Raw genomic sequence first — 23042 nt, 5'->3', positions numbered from 1 at the left:
ATCAGGTCGGGGGCGGCTCGATGTCGCCCTCGGTCCGTTCGTCCCGTTCGATGGCCTGTACCTCGGGGTGGTTGGCCCCCAGCGAGTCGCGCAGCGCCCGGTAGGACGTCTGCCGGTATCGGTCCGCCTCGGCCGTCTTGCCCACCGCCCGCAGGTCGTGCGCCAGGTTGATCCCGCGCATCAGCAGGTATGGGTGCTCGGCGCCGTTGCGGGCCTCGTGGCCGCCGCCGGCCAGCTGCTGGCTGATCTGGTACATCTGCTCCGACAGCGCGGCGGCGGCCTCGTGCTCGCCGGCGATGGCCAGGTCGGTCGCCCGGGAGACCCCGGCGCAGATGGTGTACGGGTGGCTGGCGCCCAGCACCTCGGCGAAGTCGGCGTAGCAGCTCTCGCCGAGGACGCGGGCGTCGTCGTAGTCGCCCATCGATCGCATGAGGATGCCCTGGTTGACCCGGGCGGCCAGGGTCAGCGGGTGCTTGACGCCGAAGTAGAGGTCGTAACGTTCGAGCGCGTCCTCGAGCAGCTGGGCCGCCTCGTCCGGCTCGCCGACCTGGCGCAGCACGTTCGCGTAGCTGACGGCGGCGGCGTTGGTGAACTCGTGGGTCTCACCGAACCGGCTCAGGCTGCGTTCGAGGTGCTCGCGGAGGACCGCGCGCGCCTCGAAGAGGTAGCCGAGCTTGCGCAGCAGGATCGCGTAGGTCCGGTCGGCCAGCAAGACCTGGCTGCTGCCCGCGCCGAGGGCGTCGGCCAGCGGCTCCCGCCACTGCTGGATCCACTCCAGACCGGCCCGGTACGCGCCCATGCCGTAGTAGTTGCGGGCCTGGTTGATGTACGCCGCCAGGGCTCGGGGGTCGGTGCCGCCGACGTCTTCCCAGTGGTTGGCGATCTCGCGGTCCTGCTCGAAGGCCTGGGCGAAGTCGCCGATCATGCGCAGGTCGACGGCGAGGTTGGCCTGCGCCCGGAGGGTGTACGCCTCGGCCGCGTTGAACACGTGCCGGTGCCGGGCCAGCGATCCGGTGTCGAACTCCAGCGCGTCGTTGTAGCGCCCGGCGATCCGCAGCGAGTGGCCCACCTGGTTGGCGTGGATGAGGGTGAACTCGTGCATCTCGCCGATCAGCGGGCTGGCGCACATCCGGTCGTAGGTGTCGTTGGCGATGTCGCGGGCCTCGCTTGCCTGGCCCAGCGCGCGCAGCGCGTTGGACTGGACGCTGGACGCGCGCAGCGTGTAGAGGCCGTCCGGGCCGAGCAGCGGGTCGTCGCTGGGCTGGCTCCAGTACGCGACGGCCTCGGAGGAGAGCCGGACGCTGTTCTCGTAGTCACCGATCAGGTAGAGGTATCGGGCGTGGTCCAGGACCGCGACGCGCGCGTCGTCGTCCTCGGCGTAGATCATCCGGGCGCGGTCGAGGTGCGGGCCGAGTTCGGCCTGGCTCTCCAGCTCGCCGCGTTCGTCCGGGTCGCCGGGGTTGGCGGCGGCCAGCAGCCGCTGGGCGTTGCGCAGCGTCACCTCCGCCCGGTCGGCCGGGAGGATGTCGCGCAGGATGTCCTGGACCAGGCGGTGCACCTGGATGCGCTGCGCCGGGTCCACCTTGGCCAGACCGCGGTTGTTCAGGTCGCGCACGACCCGGCTGAGCGCGACCGGATCGTTGAGGGTGGTCCGCAGCGGCTCGGTGACGCGGGCTGACTTGCCCCGGCTGAGCAGGTTCTGCGACACCGGCTCGCCGGAGAGGAAGGACAGCAGCTCGAACAGCTGGGCGGTGGCGGGAGCCTTCTCCCGCAACGTCTCGCTTGCGAGCGTGACGAACGCCGTGACCGTGATCGGGTAGCCGTAGGGCTTGGACTCCGACAGCAGATCGGAACGGCGGTGGCTGTCGAGCAGCTCGATGTACTCGGTCACCGGCATCGCCGTGGACTTGCACCACAGGACCGCCTGCTCCAGCGCCAGCGGCAGGTCGCCGAGCTTGTTGGCCAGCGCCTCGGCCTCGCCCTCCTTCAGCTGCAGCCCCCGGCCTTGGAGCAGCTGGATGCTCTCGCCGCGGGGGAAGACGTCGACCTCGATCGGCCGGCCGACCGCGCCCCACTCCGGGTTGCGGGTGGTCACGATGACGTGGCCGCCGGTGGCGGGCAGGAACGGCTTGAGCACGTCCGGGTCGTCGGCGTTGTCGTAGACGAGCAGCCACGGCACCCGTAGACCGGCCAGCGCGTCGAGCACCGTCCGCGCGGTCTGCTGCCGGTCCTCGGCGACGGTCAGGTGCAGCGTCTCGGCGAGCTGGGTCAGCGATGCCAGGACGGTCGCGGTCCGCTCGGCGGGAATCCACCAGACCAGCTCGTAGTCGTCGAGGTGCCGGTAGACGTACTCCACGACGAGCTGGGTCTTGCCGACACCGCCGAGGCCGTGCAGGGCCGGCGGCAGGACCGCCGCCTGCTCGCCGCTGCTGAGCACGTCGGTCAGGTTGTCGAGCAACTCGCTGCGGCCGGTGAAGTGCCGGTTCCGGGTCGGTACGCCACCGCCGACCACCCGGGTCTCCGAGCGACGCGGCGGCACCGCGCCTCGTGGCGATGGCGGCGTGAACGGTGGCGGTGTGGCGAGCGGTCCCGCGCCCCCGCGCAGCACGACGAGGGCGGCCAGGTCGACGCCGAGTCCACCCGCGACGGTGTCGACCCAGGTCCGCAGGCCGTCGGAGACCGGGCCGGTGAGCAGCTCGGACAACCGGCTGGCGAAGGCGAGCACCTGGGGTACGCCGTCCTCGGGGATCGGCAGGCCCTCCATGATCCGGATCGCGTTGGCGGTGTCGCGCCAGGTACGCATCGAGTAGAGCTGCTCGGCGCCGCCGAGTCCGTCCACCGCCTCGCCGATCTGGTGGGCGGGCAGGTTGGCGAGCAGGCCGCGCAGGTGATCCCGGTCGGGCACGGACAGCAGTCCGGGGCTCAGGTCGCTCACCGCCGCCCGCACCGCGGCGATCTCGCCGACGTGCTGTTCGGCGATCACCGAGGCGAGTACGCGCAATCCGCCCGAGCACGCGTTACAGGCGTTGACCAAGCTGGACAGCTCGGGGCGTACGTCGGCGAAGCGTTTGATCCGCAGCGGCCGGCGCAGCTCTTGGCGTACGCGGTCGACGAGTTGGTCGCGAACGGCGGGATCGGCCAGTTCCGGCAGCCGGACGAGCATGTCCACGAGGCTTTCCAGCGTTCCTCGGGTCGCCGACTCGGCCATGGGCCCTCTTTCCCCTCGTGAGCGCAGGTCCTCAGTGAACCGATACCCGAACGGATCGTAACCGACCGCGACCATCCCACAAAACATCGGAAACGGTGAATCGTCTCGGCGTCGCGTCCGGGTGCTTTAATCGAAGGACGTGCCATTAGGGAGGCCCTGTGTGAGCAGCGGCGCCGATCGCCGACACGGTGAGATAGTCACGTTCTACTCGTTCAAAGGCGGCACCGGGCGCACCATGGCGGTGGCCAATGTGGCCTGGATCCTGGCCTCGGCCGGCCACCGGGTGCTGGCCGCCGACTGGGACCTCGAATCGCCGGGGCTGCACCGGTTCCTCCATCCGTTCCTCGACGTCGCCCGGCTGTCCACGGCCGGCGGGGTGATCGATCTGATCCGCGAGTTCGAGCACGCCACCGAGGCCGGTGAACCGCAGGACCCGGCCTGGTACGCCCATTACGCCGAGGTGGACCGCTACGCCCTCCCCCTCACGTGGTCGTTCGGCCGGGGGCGACTCGATCTCCTGTCGGCCGGTCGGCAGAACCGGGATTACGCCACCCATCTGGGCGACCTCGACTGGGACGACTTCTACGAGCGGCGGCACGGCGGCCGGTTCTTCGACGCGCTGCGGGAGGACATGCGCCGGCGCTACGACTACGTCCTGATCGACAGCCGGACCGGGCTCAGCGAGCTGGCCGACATCTGCACCGCGCACCTGCCCGACACCGTCGTCACCTGCTTCACCTTCGCCGAGCAGGCGATCTCCGGCGCGTCCGCGCTCGCCCGGGAGATCGCCAGCCGGCATCGCAACCGGGCCATCCGCGTACTGCCGGTGCCGATGCACATCGACCGGAGCCAGGCGGCGCAGGCGCAGGCCGGGCGGACGGTCGCGATGCGACGCCTGGCGGGGCTGCCGGCTGGGCTGACCGACGCGCAACGCCGCCGCTACTGGACCGCCGTCGAGGTGCCCTACCAGCCCGCGTACGCGTTCGAGGAGATCCTCGCCGCCGTCGCCGATCCGCCGGGCGTGCCGGGGACGCTGCTGTCGGCGTACGCCGAACTGGTCCGGCACATCACCAACGGACAGGTCACCGGGCCGCCCATGCTCAACGAAAGCGTGCGGCGGCGCACCGCCGCCCGGTTCGTCCGCACGCCCGATCCGGTCGTCAGCGACATCACTTTGCACTACGCCCCGGCCGACGCGGTCTGGGGCGAATGGGTCGCGTCGATCTGCCGGGGCGCCGGGCTGGCCGTCGCCGATCCGTGGCTCGACGGGGTCGACCCTCCGCCCGGTGCGACGCGGCTGACCCTGGTCTCGGCCGCCAACGCGGGCGCCCTGTCCCGGCTGACCCACGACGGGCGCGCCGCGGCCGGTGGGCCGCCGCTGGCCGCGTACATCGCCGACGTCGCGCCGGTGACCACCTTCGACGCCGCGCACAGCGCCCGGCTGTGGGGTGACGACGTGGTCGCGGCGACGACGAACCTGCTCACTCTGCTGGGGCACGCCGGGACCGTCCTGGATGGACCGAATGCGCCGATCCGGTTCCCGGGCCGCTCGCCGTCGATCTTCTCCGCGCCCCGGCGCGAGCCCCGGTTCACCGGCCGCGGCCACGAGATGCGCGAGCTGCGCGACCGGCTGCGCGACCACGAGGGCGCGGCGCTGCTGCCCGGTGGGTCGCGCGTCGCGGTCCTCGGCATGGGCGGCATCGGCAAGACCCAGCTCGCCATCGAGTACGCGCACCGCTACGCCGCCGCGTACGACCTGGTGTGGTGGATCGACGCGGCCGGCGACGTGACCGCCCAGCTGGCCGCACTGGCGCCGCACCTGGCGGTCAAGCGCCCGTCGCCGGTCGCGGCCGCCCGCGCGGCCCTGGCCGCGCTCGAACGCGGTCGCATGTCGGGCGACTGGCTCGTCGTCTTCGACGGGGCTGACGACTTCGACGCCGTCGCTGGGCTGCTCCCGCGCGGTTTCGGGCACACGCTAGTCACCTCGCGCGACCCGGCCTGGGCCGAGCACGCCGAGCCGGTGGAGGTCGGCCTGTTCGACCGGGCCGAGAGCATCGCGCACCTGCGCCATCGGCTGCCGACCATCCGGGACTCCGAGGCCGTCCAGGTCGCCGCGTCGGTGGCGGACCTGCCGGTCGCGGTCGCGGCGGCTGGGCGCTGGCTGGCCGACACCGGCCGGCCGGCGGCCGAGCTGCTGGTCGAGCCCGAGCGGATCGGGTCGCGGCTGCGCTGGTGGAACGCCTCGCTCGACCGGTTGCGGACCGAGGCCGCGGCGGCGTACCGGCTGCTGGAGGTGTGCTCTGTGCTCGGACCGGAGATCGATCTGTCCATCGTGTACAGCGATGCGCTCGCCGAGGCGCTGGCCGAGGTCGACCCGGCCGTCACCGACCGCTGGACGCGCGGCAAACTCGTGCAGACTCTGACCCGGCTCGCTCTGCTCCAGCTCGACGTCCGCCGACCCGAGGCGGGCGGCGCCCGGATCGTCGTCCACCCCGTGCTCCAGCAGGTGATCCGATCCCGGATGACCGAACCGGAGCTGGCCGCGACCCGGCATCACGCACACGTGGTGCTCGCCGCGACCCGGCCCCCGGCCGACGAGGACGATCCGCGCGCGTGGACCGCGTACGCCGAACTCGGGCCGCATCTGGACGCCTCCGGGGCGGCCCGGTGCACCGATCCGGCCGTCCGGCAGCTGCTGCTGCACCGGTTACGCCATCTGCGGCACCGTGGCCAGTACGCCGAAGGCCGCCGGCTCGGCCGCAGCCTCGAACAGACCTGGACCGAACGCCTGGCGGTCAGCGAGGAGCCGGACGCCGCCGAGCTGCGCCGGCAGTTGGCGTACCTGAAGTTCCAGGTGGCGTCCTTCCCCGAAGGCTGAACCCGCAGCCGGTCAGGCGTCGGCGATCACCCAGGCCAGCGCCTGCGGCAGGATCTCCATCGCGCCGAAGTGCGCCGTGTCGGCCTGAATCTGCACCTCGACCTGTTTGAGCTGCGACGCGAGCCATTCCGTATGCCCCACCGGGGAGAACGAGTCGTCCGCGCCATGCCACAGCAGCACCTCGGTGTCCACGCCGGACAGCTCGAAACCCCAGTCGCGCCGGAACGCCAGAGCGTCGTCCACCCAGCCGTGCCCGCCGTAGCGCATCGCCTCGACATAGGTGTCGGTGATGTGGCGGCGGAACGCGGCGTCGTCGATCACCCGCAGATCCGAGTCCCGCAGTTCGCCGCGCAACGCGTCCATCAGGATCCGCGGATCGCGCCGCACATGATCGGCCCGTTCCAGCAGCCGCTGGGTGAACAGCGCGATGTCACGGTCGGCCACCTCGTAGTCGCTCGTGTTCCCCTTGGCCATCCCGTCGAACCAGGCCAGACCGGGTGCGTCCGGCGGGGCGATGCTGACCAGCGCGGCCGTCCGGGTCACCCGGCCCGGCAGGAGCGCGGCGCAGGCCAGCGCGTGCGGGCCACCACCGGACCGGCCGATCACGGCGAACGTGGCCAGGCCCAGATCGTCGGCGATCGCGGCCACGTCGTCGGCCGCGTCCCGCACCAGCCGGCCGGGCACCCGGGTCGAGTCGCCGTAGCCCGGGCGGTCGTAGGAGATCAGGCGGACGCCCATGCGGTAGAGCACGATGCTGCGCGGACGCGGACCGCTGCGGCTGCCCGGCGTACCGTGCATCAGGAAGACCGGCCGTCCGTCGGGGGCGCCGCTCACCTCCACCGACAACACCCCGCCGCGCGGCGACGGAACCAGGCGCGGTTGTGCACGGCGCGTATTGGACACGTGACCTCCCGTGTCCGAGCCTACGGCAGCCGGGCGTCTGGCACGATGCCAGAATGATCTCCGACGCCGAGGCTGCCGCACTCTACGATGTGCTCAATCCGTGGGATCCCGGCCGGTACGCCTCGGATGCCTTCTACCACCGGCTGGTGATGGCGGCCGACGCCGTTCTCGATGTCGGCTGCGGAACCGGGACGATGCTGCACTTCGCCCGATCGCAGGGGCACCGTGGCCGCCTGGTCGGCCTCGATCCCGACCCGGCGATGCTCGGTCGCGCCGTTGTGCGTACCGATATCGAGTGGGTTTCGGGAGCCGCCGCCGACGCGGCCTGGACCCGCGAGTTCGACCTGGCCACGATGACGAGCCACGCGTTTCAATGCCTGACCGGCGACGAGGAGCTACGCGCCTCGCTGAGCGCGATCCGCGCGGCCTTGCGCGACGGCGGGCGATTCGCCTTCGAGACGCGGCATCCGCTGGCGCGGGCGTGGGAGCAGTGGAATCCGGCCAATGCCACCGACGTCGCCGATCCGCCACTGCGGAGCTGGTACCGGGTCGACTCGGTGGCGGGCGACGTCGTCACCTTCACCGGCCTGCTCGGCGACGCCGACGGCACGGTGCTTCGGACCGAGCAGACCGCGCTGCGTTTCCTCGACGTTCCGACGCTGAACGCGTTCCTCACCGAGGCGGGCTTCGTGATCGACGATCAGTGCGGCGACTGGGACGGCACGCCGATCGGGCCGGACAGCCGCGAGATCATCACGATCGCGCGCCGGGTCTAGGCGGTGACGCCGGCCGGATTGTCCTGGCCGAGGTAGGTGCCGTGGCCCTGCGCGACGAGGTCGCCGTCGAAGATCAGCACCTCGTTGACGAGGTTGCCGCGCTGGTTGCGGTAGTTGATGACGATCGTGCTGACGCCCGCGTAGACCGCCTCGACGCTGAAGCGCAGATCCGGGATCGCCTGCAATCCCTTGCCCCAGTACGCCCGCAGCGCGTCCTTGCCCCGCAGGACACCGCCGCTGTCGGGGAAGAGCTGGACGGCGACCGGCGAGCTGAAGACCACGTCGTCGTGGAAGTGCGCGAGGATCGCCTCCAGGTCGTGACTGTTCCACGCGTCCACCCAGTGCCGGCTGAACTCGGCCGCCCGCTCGTTCGTGATCATGCACCCACCTTACTTGCCGCCCTGCACGCGGGTTTCCAGCGCTGTGAAGAACTCCTCCTCCGACTGGCCGGACTGGGCGAGGAAGTCCGCGAACACCGCCTCCGTGCGCGCGTCGCGCTCCTCGATGGGCGACAACGGGAACATCGCGCTCACCCGGGGCAGACGCCGCGCGTTCTCGGCCGCGTCCTCGAAGTCCCAGCTGTCGCCGGCCGGCTCCGGCGACGCCTGGCCGCTCCCGCCCGCCGCCGTCAGCAGGTCCTCGAAGTCGTCGCCGTCCCCGCCGGTGATCCGCTCGTACGCCTCCGCAGCGACGTAGTCGAGCAGCTCCCAGTCGGGCCACTCCTGTTCGGCCCATTCGTGCGACGGCCGCCCGGCCAGGGCGCGTACCTCGTCGACGTCGGCGAGCGCGTCCGGATCGGCGACCACCCGTTCGAACGACTCCCGGCCGAGGCCGACCAGCCAGGACTGGAAGTACCAGAACCCGTCGTCGGAGCAGTGCGAGTCGCAGATCGCGTACGCCGCACCCCACAGCAGCCAGGTGTCGGCTCGCTGCTTCTGCCGCTCCAGATGCAGGTCGAACGCGATCAGCTCGGCCACCGGGCGCTCGGCGAGCGCGTCGGTGAGGTGCTGGGTCCGGTCGGGACCGCTCTTCTTCGCGGCCTCGACGAGATCCCAGAACGCTTCGATGTCCATGCGCGCACTATGACACGCCGCGCACGCCGCCGGGCCGCGACCCCGATATGGGTCAGGCCATCGGGAAGCCGACGTAGTTCTCGGCGAGCGTCGTGGCGGCGGCGGTGGACGAGGTCACGTACCGCAGTTGCGACAGTTGCAGCTCACGGGTGAACGGGTCGTCGTCCACGCGGTGCAGCATCGAGGTCATCCACCAGGAGAAGTGCTGCACCCGCCAGACTCGCCGGAGGCAGGTCTCGGAATATCGCCGGAGCAGGCCGGAGCCGCGCCCGGCGTAGTACTCCGCGAAGCCTTCCGCGAGCACGGCGACGTCGGCGACGGCGAGGTTCAGTCCTTTCGCTCCGGTCGGCGGGACGATGTGCGCGGCATCCCCGGCGAGGAACAGCTGCTCGTGCTGCATCGGAGTGACCACGAAACTGCGCATGGCGGCTACCGACTTCTCCAGGATCGGGCCTTCGTTCAGCTGCCAGCGGGGATCGTCGCGATCCAGCCGCGTACGCAGCTCGTCCCAGATTCTCGCGTCCGGCCAGTCCGCGGCGTCGGTGTCGGCGGGAACCTGGAGATACAGCCGGGTGATGTCGGGCGTACGCATGCTGTGCAGGGCGAATCCACGATCGTGGTACGCGTACACCAGCTCGTCGGAGGCGGGCGGCGCCTGCGCGAGCACGCCGAGCCAGGCGTGCGGATATTCCCGCTCGAAGACGGTGAGCGCCGACGGCGGGATGCCCGCTCGGCTGATCCCGTGGAAGCCGTCGCACCCGGCGATGAAGTCGCATTCCACAGTCGTCTGTGTCCCGTCCACGTGGAAGGTCAGCTCGGTGCCGTCGACCTGGACGTCGGCGGCTTCGAAGTGCAGCGGACGTTCCGTGTCGAGCCGCGCGCTGATCAGGTCCTTGACCAGCTCGTGCTGGCCGTAGATGGTGATCTCGCGGCCGGTCAGCTCGGTGAGCGGCACCCGGTGGCCGACCCGGTCGAACAGCAGCTCGACGCCGTGATGGACCATGCGCTCACGCAGGAGCCGGTCGCCCAGCCCGGCCGCGGTGAGCAGGTCGACGGTGCCGTGTTCGAGCACCCCGGCGCGGATGCGCTTCTCCACGTGGTCGCGGGTCTGGCGTTCGACCACGACGGAGTCGATGCCGTTCAGGTGCAACAGATGCGCGAGCACGAGGCCGGCTGGTCCGGCCCCGACGATGCCGACTTGCGTCCTCACCCCCACTACTGTCCCCGCATCAGAACGGGTACGCCGGGATCGTCCCCCGGAGGGTGACCCAGCGTTGCTCGGTGAACGCGTCGAGGTTGCCTGCGCCGCCGAAGCGCGCCCCGGTGCCGGAGTCGAGGACGCCGCCGAACGGGGCGACTGCCTCGTCGTTGACGGTCTGGTCGTTGATGTGGACGATGCCGCTCGGGATCTGCTCGGCCAGGGCCAGGCCGCGCATCGCGTCACCGGTGAGAATGCTCAGCGACAGCCCGTAGGCGGAGCCGCGGGCCAGCGACGCGGCCTCCTCGAGGTCGGTGAACGGAACGACCGGGGCGACCGGCCCGAACACCTCCTGCGCGTAGGCGGCCATGTCGGGGCGGACCTCGGCGAGGACGGTCGGCCGGTAGAAGAGGTCGTCGAAGGTGCCACCCGCTGCGAGCCGGGCTCCGGCACCGACGGTGTCGGTCACCAGCGCGTGCACCTTGTCGCGCTGGGACGAGTCGATCAGCGGTCCGAGGGCCACGGGAGCGGTGAACGGATCGCCCACCGGCAGGTGTGACGCGTGTTCGGCCAGCGCGGAGACGTAGGTGTCGTAAACCGCGGAGTGCACGAGGTGCCGGCCGGCGGTCATGCAGATCTGGCCCTGGTGCAGGAACGAGCCCCACGCCCCGGCCGAGACCGCCTTGTCGAGGTCGGCGTCGGCGAGCACGATCAGCGCCGAGTTCCCGCCCAGTTCCAGGTGAACCCGCTTGAGGTGGCGGGCGGCGAGTTCGGCGACCTTGCGGCCGGTCGAGGTGGCGCCGGTGAAGGAGATGACCCGGATGAGCGGGTGGGCGACCAGCGCCTCGCCGGCTTCGGCTCCGCCGGGCATTACGTGCAGCACTCCTTCGCGCAGGCCGGCTTCCTCGAAGATCCGGGCAAGGGCGAAGCCGCCGCTGACCGGCGTACGGGGGTCGGGTTTGAGCACGACGGCGTTGCCCAGCGCCAGCGCCGGCGCGACTGAGCGGATCGACAGGATCAGCGGCACGTTGAACGGGGAGATCACGCCGACGACGCCGACCGGGACGCGGCGCAGCAACGACAGCCGCGGCTGGTTGGTCTGCAGGATCTCGCCTTGCGGCCGGTGCGCCAGGGCGGCCGCCTCGTAGCATTCCTGGGCGGCGACGCCGACGGCGAAGTCGGCCATGCCGGGCACGGCGCCGGTTTCGCGGATCACCCAGTCGCGTAGCTCGGCGGCGTGCTGTTCGACGAGCGTGCCGGCGCGGCGCAGGACGGCCGCGCGTTCCTCGAAGCTGGTGGCCGCCCAGTCACGCTGGGCGTTCGCGGCGGCCACGGCCGCCTCGGCGACGTCGGTCGCGTCGGCGAGCCCGCTGCGGCCCAGCACGCCACTGGTGGCGGGTTCGACGATCGGGATCGACCCGCCGTTCGCGGGCTGCCACCGGCCACTGTAGATCTTGCCGTCCCAGGTGTTCGCGTCGAAGAAGCTCATCGAGATTTCGCTTTCTGGATCTGGGCGTACACCCGGCCGCGCAGTTCGGTGAACCGTGGGTCGGCGCGGGTGCCGAGCTGGTCGCGCTCGTCGGGCAGGTCGATCGGGAAGTCTTCGGCCACTCGCGTCGGCGACGCCGACAGCACGATGACGCGCTCCCCCAGGTACACGGCTTCGTCGATGTCGTGGGTGACGAACAGCAAGGTCACGCCGAGCCGCCGCCACACCGCGCGGATCAGATCTTCCAGATCCGCGCGGGTCTGGGCGTCGACGGCCGCGAACGGCTCGTCCATCAACAGCACTTTCGGCTGGTACGCGATGGCGCGCGCGATCGCCACCCGCTGCTGCATCCCACCCGACAACTGCCACGGGTACGCCGAATGGGCGTCCTCCAGCCCGACGGCGGCCAGTGCCTCTCCCACCAGGGCGGTGCGTTGCTGGCGGGGCAGCCCGGCGGCCTTCAACGGCAGTTCGACGTTCTGGCGTACGCGTAGCCATGGGAACAGGGAGCGGCCGTATTCCTGGAAGACGACGGCCAGCCCCGGCGTCGGACCAGTGACCGGTACGCCTTGGACGCGTACCTCGCCGGCGGTGGCCGGCAGCAGTCCGGCGACGCAGCGCAGCAGCGTGGTCTTGCCGCAGCCGGACGGGCCGACGACGCAGGTCAGCGATCCCTGCGGGACGGTGAGGGTCAGGTCGCCGATGGCCTCGACCCGGCGGCCGTGGCCCTCGTAGACCTTGCGCAGCCCGCTTACTTCGAGCATTCCCATCACCACTCCCGCTCGTGGGCGCGTGCGCCGTGGTACCACCGCAACAGCCACCGTTCGACCAGCCGGTACGCGACCGCCAGGACGACGCCGAGCAGGCCGAGGAGGAAGACTCCGCTCCACATCTCGGGGATCTCGAAGCCGCGGGAGAACTGCATGACGGTGAAGCCGAGCCCGTTCTCGGCCGCGAACAGCTCGCTGATCACCATCAGGATGATCGCGATCGACAGGGCCTGCCGCGCTCCGGTGAGGATCTGCGGGCTGGCCGCGCGCAGCACCAGGTGCCGCAGCCGCAGCCCGCCCCGGATGCCGTAGGTGCGGCAGGTGTCGTCGAGCACCTCGTCCCGGCCGCGTACGCCTTCGACCGTGTTGAGCAGGATCGGCCAGACGCAGCCGAATGCGATGACGACGATCTTCATGGTGTCGCCGATCCCGAGGACCAGCATGATGATCGGGACGACGACGGGCGGCGGGATGGCCCGCATGAACTCCAGCACCGGTTCCAGGTACGCCCGCAGCCCGGCCGACCCGCCGATCAGCACGCCGAGGGCGATCCCGGCGACGAGAGCCAGGGCATAGCCGGCGCCGAGCCGGATCAGGCTGGGCAGCACGTCGGTCCGCAGCTTGTCGGGCGTCCACGTGTCGAGGAACGCCTGCAGGATGCGCGACAACGGCGGCCACTGGTACGCCTGGCTGTCGGCGCTGGTGAACCACCAGACGGCCAGCAACGCGATCGGCAGGGCGACCGCGAGGAGAACGCGCCGGACGAAGATCACGTACCCACCTCCGTCCGGACGGCGGCGTGCCACGCCAGGACGCGGCGTTCCACCGCCCGCGTCGCGACGTTGGCGAGGACTCCGAGCAGTCCGCAGACGGTCACCAGGGCGTACACCAGGGGAACCGCGGCGCTCTGCCGGGCCACTTCGATCTCCTTGCCCAGTCCTGGCGAGCCGACGACCAACTCGCCGGTGACGGCCAGGATCAGCGCGACCGACGCGGCCAGGCGTACGCCGGTGACGACGTAGGGCAGCGCGGTCGGCCAGACGAGGTACCGCACCCGCGCCCACCGGCCGAGGCCGTAGACGCGGGCGGTGTCCCGCGCCACCGGGTCCACGTCGGCCACCCCGTGCAGGACTTGCAGCAGTACCTGCCAGAAGGCGGCGTACACGACGAGGACCACGGTGGAGCGGATCGTGGAGCCGTACAGGACGACGACGAGCGGGATCAGGGCCACCGAGGGAATCGGGCGCAGGAACTCCACAGTGGATGACGAGACCGCCCAGAGGACCGGGACCGCGCCGAGCAGCACGCCGATGACCACGCCCGCCACCACCGCGATCGCCAGCCCCAACGCCCAGGTCAGGACGGTGTCGCGCAACGCGAGCCAGAACCGCCCGGTGGCGGCCTCATCGGCGAGCGCTACCGCGATCCGGCTGGTCGGCGGGGCGTACGCGGCCGGCACGAGACCGATCCGCGGCGCGACCTCTCCGATGGCGGCGAACGTGGCCAGGCCGAGCAGGCTCAGCGCGGTCCGGTTCACGGCAGCAGGTTCAGGTCAGGCGCCTTGGTCAGCAGGCCGAGGCTCTGCGCCTGGTCGCCGACGGACTGCACGGACGCCTTGTCGATGTCGGCCGGGAACTTGGGCAGGGTCAGTTTCGCCCGCACCTCGGCCGAGATCTGGGTGTACGTGCCGAGCACTGTGCGCACGTCGTCCGGATGACTCTCGGCGTACGCGAGGGATTCCTTCATCGCCTCGGTGAACCGCGCGACCAGATCCGGGTTCGACGTCGCGAGCTGCTTGGAGGTGAAGTACATCGAGATGGTCAGGTTGCCGGCGAGGTCGACGAAGCTGGAGGCGATCTTCTTCGCGCCGGCCGCGACGGCGGCGGCCTGGAACGGCTCGACGACGAAGACGCCGTCGACCCGGCCGGCCTGCAGGGCCGGGAGCATGTCGGGGAACGGCAGCTCGGTGAACTTGACGCCGGCCGGGTCGCCGCCGGCTTTCTTGACCGAGGCGCGGACGCTCAGCTCGACGATGTTCTTGAGGGTGTTGGTCGCCACCGTCTTGCCGACCAGGTCCTTGGGCGAGGTGATCGGGCTGCCCGCCTTGACGAACAGACCGCCGAAGTCCTCGCCGTCCTTGCCGGTGGAGGTGTTGCCGTTGCAGACGGCCTTGACCGGTACGCCTTTCTCGGTGGCGACCAGCAGCGACAGCGTGTTGCTGAAGCCGAACTGGTACTGCCCGCTGACGACGCCGGGCACGATCGCCGCACCGCCCTGGGCGGTCGTGAGGTTGAGGTTGATGTTGCGCTTGCTGAAGAAGCCCTGCTGCTTGCCGAGGTAGATCGGGGCGACGTCGACGATGGCGATCACGCCGACGTCGACCGCGTCGGGCTGGCCGGGCGTGGACGGCTTGTCCGGCGAGGAGCCGCAGGCCGAGAGCGTGGTGGTGATGAGGAGCGCAGCCGCGCTGAAGAGTGCAACGAGGGGTCGTCGCATGGGAACTCCATCCCTGGACGGGTTCGGGTGTTCGGTAGCCGCACAGAAGTTCTCTCGGCAACCTAGAACTGAGACTGGCGAGAGTCAATGCTTCTGGTGCCATTGACGGTGACCCGTGACCCTCTTAGGGTGACTGCACAGAACTTCTGTACGCATAGCGAACATCCGGGAGCCGCATGGCCGAGATCGTCACCCTCGCCGAGGGGATCGCGGGCCTGGTCGCCGACGGCGACCTCGTGGCGCTGGAGGGTTTCACGCACCTCATCCCGGTGGCGGCCGGGCATGAGCTGATCCGTCAAGGGCGGCGGGATCTGACGCTGGCCCGGATGACCCCGGACATCGTCTACGACCAGCTGATCGGCGCGGGCTGCGCGAGCGGGCTGATCTTCTCGTGGGGCGGCAACCCGGGCGTCGGCTCCCTGCACCGACTGCGCGACGCGGTCGAACACGGCTGGCCGCAACCGCTGCGGCTGGAGGAGCACAGCCACGCCGGCATGGCCAACCGGTACGCGGCCGGCGCGTCCGGGCTGCCGTTCGCGGTGCTGCGCGGCTACACCGGCACCGACCTGTTGCGGCATACGTCCACGGTGGCCACCGTGACCTGCCCGTTCACCGGGGAGGAGTTGACAGCGGTCGCCGCGCTGAACCCCGACGTGACGATCATCCACGCGCAGCGGGCCGACCGGCGCGGTGCGGTGCAGCTCTGGGGCATCACCGGAGTGCAGAAGGAGGCCCTGCTGGCCGCCCGGCGCTCGCTGGTGACGGTCGAGGAGATCGTGCCCGAGCTGACTCCCCGTCCAGGTGCGATCGTGCTGCCCGCCTGGGCGGTCACCGCCGTGGCCGAGGTCCCCGGCGGCGCCCGTCCCTCCTACGCCCAGGACTACTACGAGCGCGACAACGACGCGTACCGGGCGTGGGACGCGATCAGCCGCGATCGGGAGACCTTCCTCGACTGGCTGTCGCGTACCGTCCTGGAACCGGTGGCGCGCTCATGACCGGGTGGACCGCCGACGAGATGATGACGGTGACCGCAGCCCGCGCGCTGATCGGCCGGGCCTCCTGCTTCGTCGGCATCGGGCTGCCGAGCACCGCGGCCAACCTCGCCCGGCGTACCGGGGCGCCGGATCTGGCGCTGATCTACGAGTCCGGCACGATCGGCTCCCGTCCGCGTACCCTTCCCTTGTCCATTGGCGACGGTGAGCTGGCGGTGACCGCGGACGCGGTGGTGAGTGTGCCGGAGATCTTCAACTACTGGCTGCAACCGGGCCGCATCGACCTCGGTTTCCTGGGGGCCGCGCAGCTGGACCGGTTCGGCAACATCAACACGACCGTCGTCGGGGACTACCGGCAGCCGAAGGTCCGGCTGCCCGGAGCCGGCGGCGCGCCGGAGATCGCCGCCTCGTGCCGGGAGGTCGCCGTCGTGGTCCGGCACCGGCGGCGCACCCTCGTCGACAAGGTCGACTTCGTGACCTCGGTCGGCTTCGGCGACGGCCCGGGCCACCGTGCCCGGCTGGGTCTGCGCGGACGCGGGCCGGTGCTGGTCATCACCGATCTCGGCGTGCTCGAACCGGACCCGGAGACGTGCGAGCTGACCCTCACCAGCGTGCATCCCGGCGTCGACCCCGACCGGGTACGCGAACAGACCGGCTGGCCGCTGCGGATCCGCGAACCGCTGGCGGTCACCCCCGAACCGACCGATCATGAGCTGGCCGCGCTGCGCGCGCTGACGGCAGAAAGCGTTGGAGGAACCGGTGACGTATAGGCACCCCGACCCGGCTCAATGGCCGCCGCTGGCGTGGGACGCGTACGGTTCGACCGTGCTGCGCGCCCCGAAACGGCCGCTCGTCGCGCTGCCCCACCGGCTCACCGAGCTGACCGGGCCGCTGCTGGGCGAGGGCCGCCTCGGGCCGCTCGACCACGACCTGACCCGGCAGCACGACGGCGAGCCGATCGGCCAGCGGATCGAGGTCTTCGGCCGGGTCCTCGACGGCGACGGCCGCCCGGTGCCCAACACCCTGCTGGAGGTGTGGCAGACCAACGCGGCCGGCCGGTACGCCCACTCGGCGGACAACCACGCCGCGCCGCTCGACCCGAACTTCTCTGGAGTGGGCCGCTGCCTGACCGACGACCAGGGCGACTACACGTTCACCACGATCAAGCCCGGCTCCTATCCGTGGCGCAACCACCCGAACGCGTGGCGGCCGGCGCACATCCACTTCTCCCTGTTCGGCCGGGCGTTCCCGCAGCGCCTGGTGACCCAGATGTACTTCCCGGACGACCCGCTGTTCTTCCAGGACCCCATCTTCAACGCCATCCACGATCCGGCCGCCCGGCAGCGCCTCGTCTCGGCGTTCGACTACGACCGCACCGCGCCGGAGTGGTCGCAGGCGTACCGGTTCGACATCGTCCTTCGTGGACGTGACGCCACCCCCATGGAGCAGCCGTGATCCCCACGCCGTCGCAGACCGTCGGCCCGTTCTTCAGCCTCGGCCTGGACTGGCCGGACGGCCCGTACGCGGTCGCCGACGACGTGCCGGGGGCGATCTGGTTGCGTGGCCGGATCGTCGACGGCGCGGGCGACCCCGTCCCCGAGGGCATGATCGAGATCTGGCAGGCCGATCCAGCGGGCCGGTTCGCGCACCCGGACGATCCGCGGGGATCCGCCGCGACGCCCGGCTTCCGGGGTTTCGCCCGGTGCGGCACCGACCCCGACGGCCGGTACGCCGTGCGTACCGTCAAACCGGGGCCCGTGCCCGGTGACGGCGAGCTGTTCCAGGCGCCGCACATCGACGTGTCGGTGTTCGCCCGGGGTCTGCTGGACCGGCTGGTGACCCGGGTCTACTTCGCCGACGAGCCGGCGGGCAACGCGGCCGACCCCGTGCTGGCGGTGGTGGACCCCGAACGCCGCAGTACGCTCCTGGCCCAGCCCGGCCCGGACGGCTACACCTTCGACATCATCTTGCAGGGTGACCATGAGACCGTCTTCTTCGCCGTCTGACGGGTCGCTGTTCGGCGGCGTCCTGCACCGGGGCCGCGTCGCCGATGCGGTCTCTGACGCCGCGTGGGTCCGGGCGCTGCTGGACGTCGAGGTGGCGCTGGCCGGGGCGACCGCTCCCCCGGCGGCCGCCGCCGCGATCGCCGACGCGTGCTCGCACATCCTCATCGACGTCGGCGCGCTCGGCCGGGCGGCCGCAGTCCACGGGAACCCGGTGCATCCGCTGGTCGCGATCATCCGGGAGATCGTGCCGTCGCAGGCCCGCGAGTGGGTCCACGTCGGCGCGACCACGCAGGACGTCCTGGACACCGCCGCCATGGTGATCGCCCGGCGGGCCGTGGTGGCCGTCCTCGACGACCTCACCGCGGCGGCCGAGGTCACCGCGCAGTGGGCCGAGGCGTACCGGTCCGCCCCGATGATGGGCCGTACGCTGCTGCAACAGGCCGTCCCGATCCCCTTCGGGCTCAAGGCGGCCCAATGGCTGTCGGGCCTGGACGCCGCCCGGGACCGGCTGCGCGCGCTGACCTTTGCCGCCCAACTCGGCGGGGCTGCGGGAACCCTCGCGGGGTTGGCCGCCGATCCGGTCGAGCAGTTCGCCGCGCGGCTGGGCCTTTCCGCGCCCGGCCTGCCATGGCACACCGAACGCAGCCGGATCGCCGATCTCGCGGGCGCGCTCGGCATAGCCGCCGGCGCGGCGGGGAAGGTCGCTCGCGACGTCACGCTGCTGGCGCAGACCGAGATCGGCGAGGTCACAGAGGCCGCGCCGGGCGGGTCGACGGCGATGCCGCACAAACGCAACCCGATCGCCGCCGTCAGTACGCTCGCCGCCGCCGCGCAGGCTCCCGGGCTGGTCGCCACCCTGATGGGCAGCCTGATCGCGGAGCACGAACGGGCGGCCGGCGCCTGGCACGCCGAATGGCGGCCGCTGCGCGAACTGCTGACAGTCGCCGGTTCGGCGGCCGCCTGGCTGCGCGAATGCCTCAGCGGGCTGACCGTCCACACCGACGTCATGCGGGCCGCCGTCGACCGGGCCGGATGGCCGCTGGAGAACCACGCCTCGGCTGCGCGGCCGTTCGGCCACGCGGACGCCTTCATCGACGCCGCCCTGCGCCACCACCGCTCCCCGCACTCCGGTCCCCCGCGAGCCGGCTCGCCGAATGCGGCAGATCACGGATGAGCCTGGAATCTTGGCCCAAGATCGCTGGCATATCCATGATCTGCCGCCAAAAGAAGGGACGGGTGGCCCGAGATGAGTGGTGAGCAGACCCGGCGGGAAGTGCTCGGCGACGCCCACGTGGACCGGGCGCTGGCCGCCGCGACCGACTTCACCCGCCCGTGGCAGGAGCACATCACCGAGACGGCCTGGGGCGCGGTCTGGTCGCGCCCCGGCCTGGACCGGCGTACGCGCAGCCTGCTGACCATCGCGTTGCTGACCCAGCAGCACGCCGAGGGAGAGCTCGCGATGCACGTCGCGGCGGCGATCCGCAACGGCGTCACCCCGGACGAGATCCGCGAGACGCTCCTGCACACCTCCGTGTACGCGGGAGCCCCTGCGGTCAACGCCGCCTTCGCGGTAGCTCAGAAAGTGCTGAACGATATCGTTCCGGCAGCAGACGGGTGAGAGGGCGAACGTTGTGGCAGACAGGTCGGACTTCGTGCAGTCGCTGGAACGCGGGTTGGCCGTCATCCGGGCGTTCGACCGGTCGCATCCGGAGCTGAGTCTCAGCGAGGTCGCGGCGGCGACCGGCGTCACCCGGGCGGCCGCTCGGCGGTTCCTGCTGACCCTCGCCGAACTGGGCTACGTCCGCAGCGACGGCCGGTTCTTCTCGCTCAGCCCCCGCGTGCTGGAACTCGGGTACGCGTACCTGTCGAGCCTGTCGCTGCCCGAGGTGGCCGAACCGCACCTGGAGCAGCTGGCGACCGAGGTGAACGAGTCGTCGTCGGTGTCCGTCCTCGACGGGTACGACGTCGTCTACGTCGCCCGTGTCCCGACCTCCCGGATCATGACGGTCAGCATCAGCGTCGGGACCCGCTTCCCGGCGTACGCGACCTCCATGGGCCGGGTGCTGCTCGCCGCGCTGCCGGACGAGGAGCTGGAGGCGTACCTCAAGGACATCCGGCTCGACCGGCTGACCTCGCGCACGATCGGCTCCCCCGCCGCCTTGCGCACCGAGCTGCAGCGCGTACGCGCACAGGGCTGGGCGCTGGTCGACCAGGAGCTGGAGGAGGGCCTGCGCGCGGTCGCCGCCCCGATCCGCGACCGGGCCGGCCGGGTGGTGGCGGCGGTGAACCTCTCGTCGCACGCCGGGCGCACGACGCTGGAGGCGATTCGCCGCGATCTGGTCCCGCCGCTGCTCGCGACGGCCGCCCGGATCTCGGCCGATCTCCCCGCCACCACCCGCAACCGCCGCCGCTGAACCTTAGAATCAAGAAATGCCGCTGGAGGCGCCCGACGTCCGGCACCGCATCTCGTTCACCGCCGGCGTACGCGAGTTCCACGAGTCCGACCCGACCGGCCGCTCGCCGTTCGTCGCCGATCTCGATCCCGACCGGCTCGCCGATCCCGCCACGTTCGCCCGATACGTGGCCGATCTGCTGGCCGCGCCGCTGGAGGAGACCCCTCGCCCGCGCGGTTGAGTACCGGCGACCACGCTCTGGTGGATCGAGGACGGGGAGTTCGTCGGCCGTGTCGGCATCCGCCACCGGCTGACCCCGCAGCTGCGTCTGGTCGGCGGGCACATCGGCTACGACGTCCGCCCGTCGCGCCGCCGACAGGGGTACGCCGGGCGCATGCTGCGCGATGCGTTGCCGGTCGCCGCCGGGCTGGACATCGATCCTGCCTTGTTGACCTGCGACGACACCAACATCGCCTCGCGGAAGGTGATCGAGGCCGCCGGTGGCCGCCTGTTCGAGGCCGACGGCGGCAAGCTGCGCTTCTGGGTGCCGACCGGCCACCCAGCCTGACGCTGGGCCCGCCCACGGCGGGAATCCGCTGGTTATGAGGTCTACCACATACGCGGGCAATCTTCGTAGGGCAGAATTGCGAACGAGGACTCATGATCCGTTCGACCGGAAGGCCGAGATGAGCGAGCCCGTGAACCCCGACCAGCCGGTGACTCCGGCCGACGCGCTGACGTTGCTGCTAGCCGGCAACGATCGGTTCGTCGCCGGCGACCGCCAGCACCCGAACCAGGACGCCGACCGCCGGGCCGCCGCCGCCACCGGCCAGCGTCCGTTCGCGGTGCTGTTCGGCTGCTCCGACTCCCGGCTCGCCGCCGAGATCATCTTCGACCGCGGCCTCGGCGACCTGTTCGTCATCCGGACCGCCGGTCACGTGGTCGGCGCGGAGGTGCTGGGCAGCATCGAATACGCCGTGGCCATGCTCGACGTCCCGCTGATCGCGGTGCTCGGGCACGACTCGTGCGGGGCCATCGCCGCGACGCTGGACTCCATCGCCGAGGGCACCAGCCCGCCCGGGTTCATCCGGGACATCGTCGAGCGCGTCATGATCAGCGTCGTGCCGGTCCGGGACCTGGCTGTCAAGGATCCCGGGCTCGCCGTCACCGAGCACATCCGCTACACCGCCGATACGATCATCGAGCGTTCGGCGCTGATCGCCGAGCGGGTCAAGGAAGGCCGCTGCGCGGTCGTCGGGTTGTCCTACCGGCTGGCCGAGGGCAAGGCAAGTCTGGTCACCCGCCTCGGCGTCTGATCGCGTACCGTGGCGGCCATGTCGGTCCGCTTCATCGGTGCGAATCCCGGAATGACCGTCCGTGACGGCGAACGCCTGCTCGCGTTCGCCTCCGTCTGGCGGGTGGACTGGTCCGAGCGCGGCTCCGGCCTCGCGCTCGTGCTCTGGCACGCGGGCACGACCAAAGTAGTCAGTGCCTCACCCGAGCTGGGCGGCTGGCTGGCTGAGGAGTTCACCCGGCATTTTCCGGAGGTACGCGGACAGCAGTGGCCGGATCCGGAGGTGGTCGACGCCCCGGTGGCGTGGCATCAGGAACTCAGCGTGGGGCTGCGGGCGTCGGCCGCCGACGTGACGGTCGAGATCCTCCAGCCGAAGGATCGCCGGCTCGTCCGCGACGAGACCTTCGACCTGGGCGGCACCCCGCATCTGCTGTCGACCGTCTACATGCCCTGCGCCGTGGGCATGCTGACCGTCGGAGGCACGGCCGTCACCGGCGAGACGCACGCCTACCTGGCCGACGCCGAGGTCTGGTGCACCCAGAGCGACACCCGATGAGCCTCGTCGGTGACGTAGAGCGGTGAACCGTCGAGTTCGGCGACACCCTCGACGTGATGCAGCGGCGCGAGATCGGCCACCACGACCGGCTTGATCGCGACCGACCCGTCCGCGGGCACCCTGAACCGCAGATGCGCACAGGTCGCGTCCCGGGCCTGCGGGTGTTCCTCGATGATCACCGAGTTCTTGCCGAGCGCGTCGATCGAGCCGACGATGACGTCGAACTCCCCCGGCACCCCCGGCCGTGGCGCCAGCGCGCGTACGCCCAACGGGCCCGGTCCCGCGCCGGTCACCGCGTACACGCCGACGACCGACAACGGCAGCGGCGGCTCGGCGAACAGGCCGGGAATCCCGGCGATCTCCACCAGCAGCGGTTCCCCCGCGGTGGAGACCGGCCACCGCAGACCCAGCAGCAGGCTGCCCGACGGGGTGAACGCGGCACCCTCGACGTTGATCGGATGATCGCCCGGCCGCAGATCGGTCACCCACTGCTTGGCCTTGGCCTGGCCCCGCCGCAGCGTCTCCTCGATGAACGAGGCGTGCACCCGGGCGGCCGGCGGCTCGGGCGCGGCCGGGTGACCTTCGTCGGCGAGCCGCCGCAACGCCTCGTTGACCAGCCGATGCAGGGTGAACCGGTGCCGCACGACCTGCACCTGCGGGGTCAGGCTCTCGGCGAACCGGGCGACGAAGGCCCGCTTCGGTCGCAGCGGACCGGCTTTCGAGCCGAAGTGCGAGCCGATGACGTAGACCCAGCCGTCGTGCCGGGCCAGCGCCTCACCGTCCTCGGTGCGGCCGGTGTGCGTACCGGCCGAGGCGGGCAGGTGCCGCGCATGCCAGCCGTCGGCGCCGAGCGACAACACCGCCAGGCACTCCTCGACCGGACCTTCGTCGAGCACCGTCCAGTACGCCGCCCGCGCGCCCAGCGCCGCGAGCACCTCGGCCGACTCGACACGCAGGAGATCGCTGGCTTCGTTCCCGGCCACCGACAGGTCTACCAGCCGCTTCATGAT

Annotated in this window: 22 protein-coding genes and 1 pseudogene; 12 read left to right on the top strand and 11 right to left on the bottom strand. The window is 71.3% G+C overall.

Annotated elements, in window-relative coordinates:
- Position 1 precedes the first annotated feature (1 nt).
- A complete protein-coding gene (gene fxsT / locus HDA40_RS36750; RefSeq protein ID WP_253762477.1) occupies positions 2-3208 on the bottom strand; it encodes an FxSxx-COOH system tetratricopeptide repeat protein in 3207 nt (1068 codons plus the stop codon).
- A 160-nt stretch (positions 3209-3368) separates the two neighbouring features.
- Between fxsT (HDA40_RS36750) and fxsT (HDA40_RS36745) the strand changes: the two genes are divergently transcribed.
- Positions 3369-6086 (top strand): FxSxx-COOH system tetratricopeptide repeat protein, encoded by a 2718-nt coding sequence (gene fxsT, locus HDA40_RS36745; RefSeq protein ID WP_253762476.1) that lies wholly within the window; start codon positions 3369-3371, stop codon positions 6084-6086.
- A gap of 12 nt (positions 6087-6098) precedes the next feature.
- Here fxsT (HDA40_RS36745) and HDA40_RS36740 read toward each other — a convergent pair whose 3' ends face one another.
- A complete protein-coding gene (locus HDA40_RS36740) occupies positions 6099-6989 on the bottom strand; it encodes an alpha/beta fold hydrolase (RefSeq protein ID WP_253762475.1) in 891 nt (296 codons plus the stop codon).
- A gap of 53 nt (positions 6990-7042) precedes the next feature.
- On the opposite strand from HDA40_RS36740, the gene HDA40_RS36735 reads away from it, so the two are divergent.
- Entirely contained in the window at positions 7043-7765 is a 723-nt protein-coding gene (locus HDA40_RS36735) for a class I SAM-dependent methyltransferase (RefSeq protein ID WP_253762474.1), read from the top strand.
- On the opposite strand, the gene HDA40_RS36730 is transcribed toward HDA40_RS36735, so the two are convergent.
- Genes HDA40_RS36730 through HDA40_RS36695 form a run of 8 tightly spaced genes read right to left on the bottom strand, consistent with a single transcriptional unit; the run spans position 7762 to position 14791 of the window.
- Complete coding sequence (locus tag HDA40_RS36730; RefSeq protein ID WP_253762473.1) at positions 7762-8145, bottom strand: nuclear transport factor 2 family protein; 384 nt, start codon at positions 8143-8145, stop codon at positions 7762-7764. The genes HDA40_RS36735 and HDA40_RS36730 overlap by 4 nt on opposite strands.
- 9 nt (positions 8146-8154) lie before the next feature.
- Complete coding sequence (locus HDA40_RS36725; RefSeq protein WP_253762472.1) at positions 8155-8838, bottom strand: DUF4240 domain-containing protein; 684 nt, start codon at positions 8836-8838, stop codon at positions 8155-8157.
- Between the two features lie 52 nt (positions 8839-8890).
- The gene (locus HDA40_RS36720) at positions 8891-10048 is read right to left on the bottom strand and encodes a 4-hydroxybenzoate 3-monooxygenase (RefSeq protein WP_253762471.1); all 1158 of its coding nucleotides are present in this window, start codon (positions 10046-10048) and stop codon (positions 8891-8893) included.
- Positions 10049-10067: 19 nt separating this feature from the next.
- Positions 10068-11525 carry an aldehyde dehydrogenase family protein gene (locus tag HDA40_RS36715; RefSeq protein ID WP_253762470.1) on the bottom strand — a complete coding sequence of 486 codons (1458 nt, stop codon included), beginning with the start codon at positions 11523-11525 and terminating at the stop codon, positions 10068-10070.
- Entirely contained in the window at positions 11522-12289 is a 768-nt protein-coding gene (locus HDA40_RS36710) for an ABC transporter ATP-binding protein (RefSeq protein WP_253762469.1), read from the bottom strand. Before HDA40_RS36710 ends, HDA40_RS36715 begins: the two co-directional genes overlap by 4 nt.
- A 5-nt stretch (positions 12290-12294) precedes the next feature.
- Positions 12295-13068, bottom strand: a complete 774-nt coding sequence (locus HDA40_RS36705; protein WP_253762468.1) for an ABC transporter permease — start codon at positions 13066-13068, stop codon at positions 12295-12297.
- Positions 13065-13832 (bottom strand): ABC transporter permease, encoded by a 768-nt coding sequence (locus tag HDA40_RS36700; RefSeq protein ID WP_253762467.1) that lies wholly within the window; start codon positions 13830-13832, stop codon positions 13065-13067. The genes HDA40_RS36705 and HDA40_RS36700 overlap by 4 nt, the downstream gene beginning before the upstream one ends.
- Positions 13829-14791: an ABC transporter substrate-binding protein gene (locus HDA40_RS36695; protein ID WP_253762466.1), complete on the bottom strand. Its 963-nt coding sequence runs from the start codon at positions 14789-14791 to the stop codon at positions 13829-13831. The genes HDA40_RS36700 and HDA40_RS36695 overlap by 4 nt, the downstream gene beginning before the upstream one ends.
- 176 nt (positions 14792-14967) lie before the next feature.
- On the opposite strand from HDA40_RS36695, the gene HDA40_RS36690 reads away from it, so the two are divergent.
- The 10 genes and pseudogenes from HDA40_RS36690 to HDA40_RS36645 all read left to right on the top strand — a co-directional run bounded on the left by HDA40_RS36690 (position 14968) and on the right by HDA40_RS36645 (position 22032).
- The gene (locus HDA40_RS36690) at positions 14968-15786 is read left to right on the top strand and encodes a CoA transferase subunit A (RefSeq protein ID WP_253762465.1); all 819 of its coding nucleotides are present in this window, start codon (positions 14968-14970) and stop codon (positions 15784-15786) included.
- The gene (locus HDA40_RS36685) at positions 15783-16553 is read left to right on the top strand and encodes a CoA-transferase subunit beta (protein ID WP_253762464.1); all 771 of its coding nucleotides are present in this window, start codon (positions 15783-15785) and stop codon (positions 16551-16553) included. Before HDA40_RS36690 ends, HDA40_RS36685 begins: the two co-directional genes overlap by 4 nt.
- Positions 16543-17238 carry a protocatechuate 3,4-dioxygenase subunit beta gene (gene pcaH / locus HDA40_RS36680; protein ID WP_253762463.1) on the top strand — a complete coding sequence of 232 codons (696 nt, stop codon included), beginning with the start codon at positions 16543-16545 and terminating at the stop codon, positions 17236-17238. The genes HDA40_RS36685 and pcaH overlap by 11 nt, the downstream gene beginning before the upstream one ends.
- Complete coding sequence (gene pcaG, locus HDA40_RS36675) at positions 17235-17789, top strand: protocatechuate 3,4-dioxygenase subunit alpha (RefSeq protein WP_253762462.1); 555 nt, start codon at positions 17235-17237, stop codon at positions 17787-17789. The genes pcaH and pcaG overlap by 4 nt, the downstream gene beginning before the upstream one ends.
- The gene (locus tag HDA40_RS36670; protein WP_253762461.1) at positions 17764-18963 is read left to right on the top strand and encodes a lyase family protein; all 1200 of its coding nucleotides are present in this window, start codon (positions 17764-17766) and stop codon (positions 18961-18963) included. The genes pcaG and HDA40_RS36670 overlap by 26 nt, the downstream gene beginning before the upstream one ends.
- Before the next feature lie 72 nt (positions 18964-19035).
- Positions 19036-19407, top strand: a complete 372-nt coding sequence (locus HDA40_RS36665) for a carboxymuconolactone decarboxylase family protein (RefSeq protein ID WP_253762460.1) — start codon at positions 19036-19038, stop codon at positions 19405-19407.
- A 13-nt stretch (positions 19408-19420) separates the two neighbouring features.
- Positions 19421-20203: an IclR family transcriptional regulator gene (locus HDA40_RS36660; protein WP_253762459.1), complete on the top strand. Its 783-nt coding sequence runs from the start codon at positions 19421-19423 to the stop codon at positions 20201-20203.
- 16 nt (positions 20204-20219) lie between these two features.
- A pseudogene (locus HDA40_RS36655) lies at positions 20220-20750 on the top strand (GNAT family N-acetyltransferase).
- A 118-nt stretch (positions 20751-20868) separates the two neighbouring features.
- Positions 20869-21498 carry a carbonic anhydrase gene (locus tag HDA40_RS36650; protein ID WP_253762458.1) on the top strand — a complete coding sequence of 210 codons (630 nt, stop codon included), beginning with the start codon at positions 20869-20871 and terminating at the stop codon, positions 21496-21498.
- 18 nt (positions 21499-21516) lie between these two features.
- Positions 21517-22032, top strand: a complete 516-nt coding sequence (locus HDA40_RS36645; protein WP_253762457.1) for a hypothetical protein — start codon at positions 21517-21519, stop codon at positions 22030-22032.
- Here the strand turns inward: HDA40_RS36645 and HDA40_RS36640 are convergent.
- Positions 21984-23039 carry a hypothetical protein gene (locus HDA40_RS36640; RefSeq protein WP_275978386.1) on the bottom strand — a complete coding sequence of 352 codons (1056 nt, stop codon included), beginning with the start codon at positions 23037-23039 and terminating at the stop codon, positions 21984-21986. The two genes, HDA40_RS36645 and HDA40_RS36640, sit on opposite strands and share 49 nt — an antisense overlap.
- Between the last annotated feature and the right edge of the window lie 3 nt (positions 23040-23042).

The sequence above is a fragment of the Hamadaea flava genome, from assembly GCF_024172085.1.
Taxonomy (GTDB): Bacteria; Actinomycetota; Actinomycetes; order Mycobacteriales; family Micromonosporaceae; genus Hamadaea; species Hamadaea flava.
This window is presented reverse-complemented; position numbering and strand designations above follow the sequence as displayed.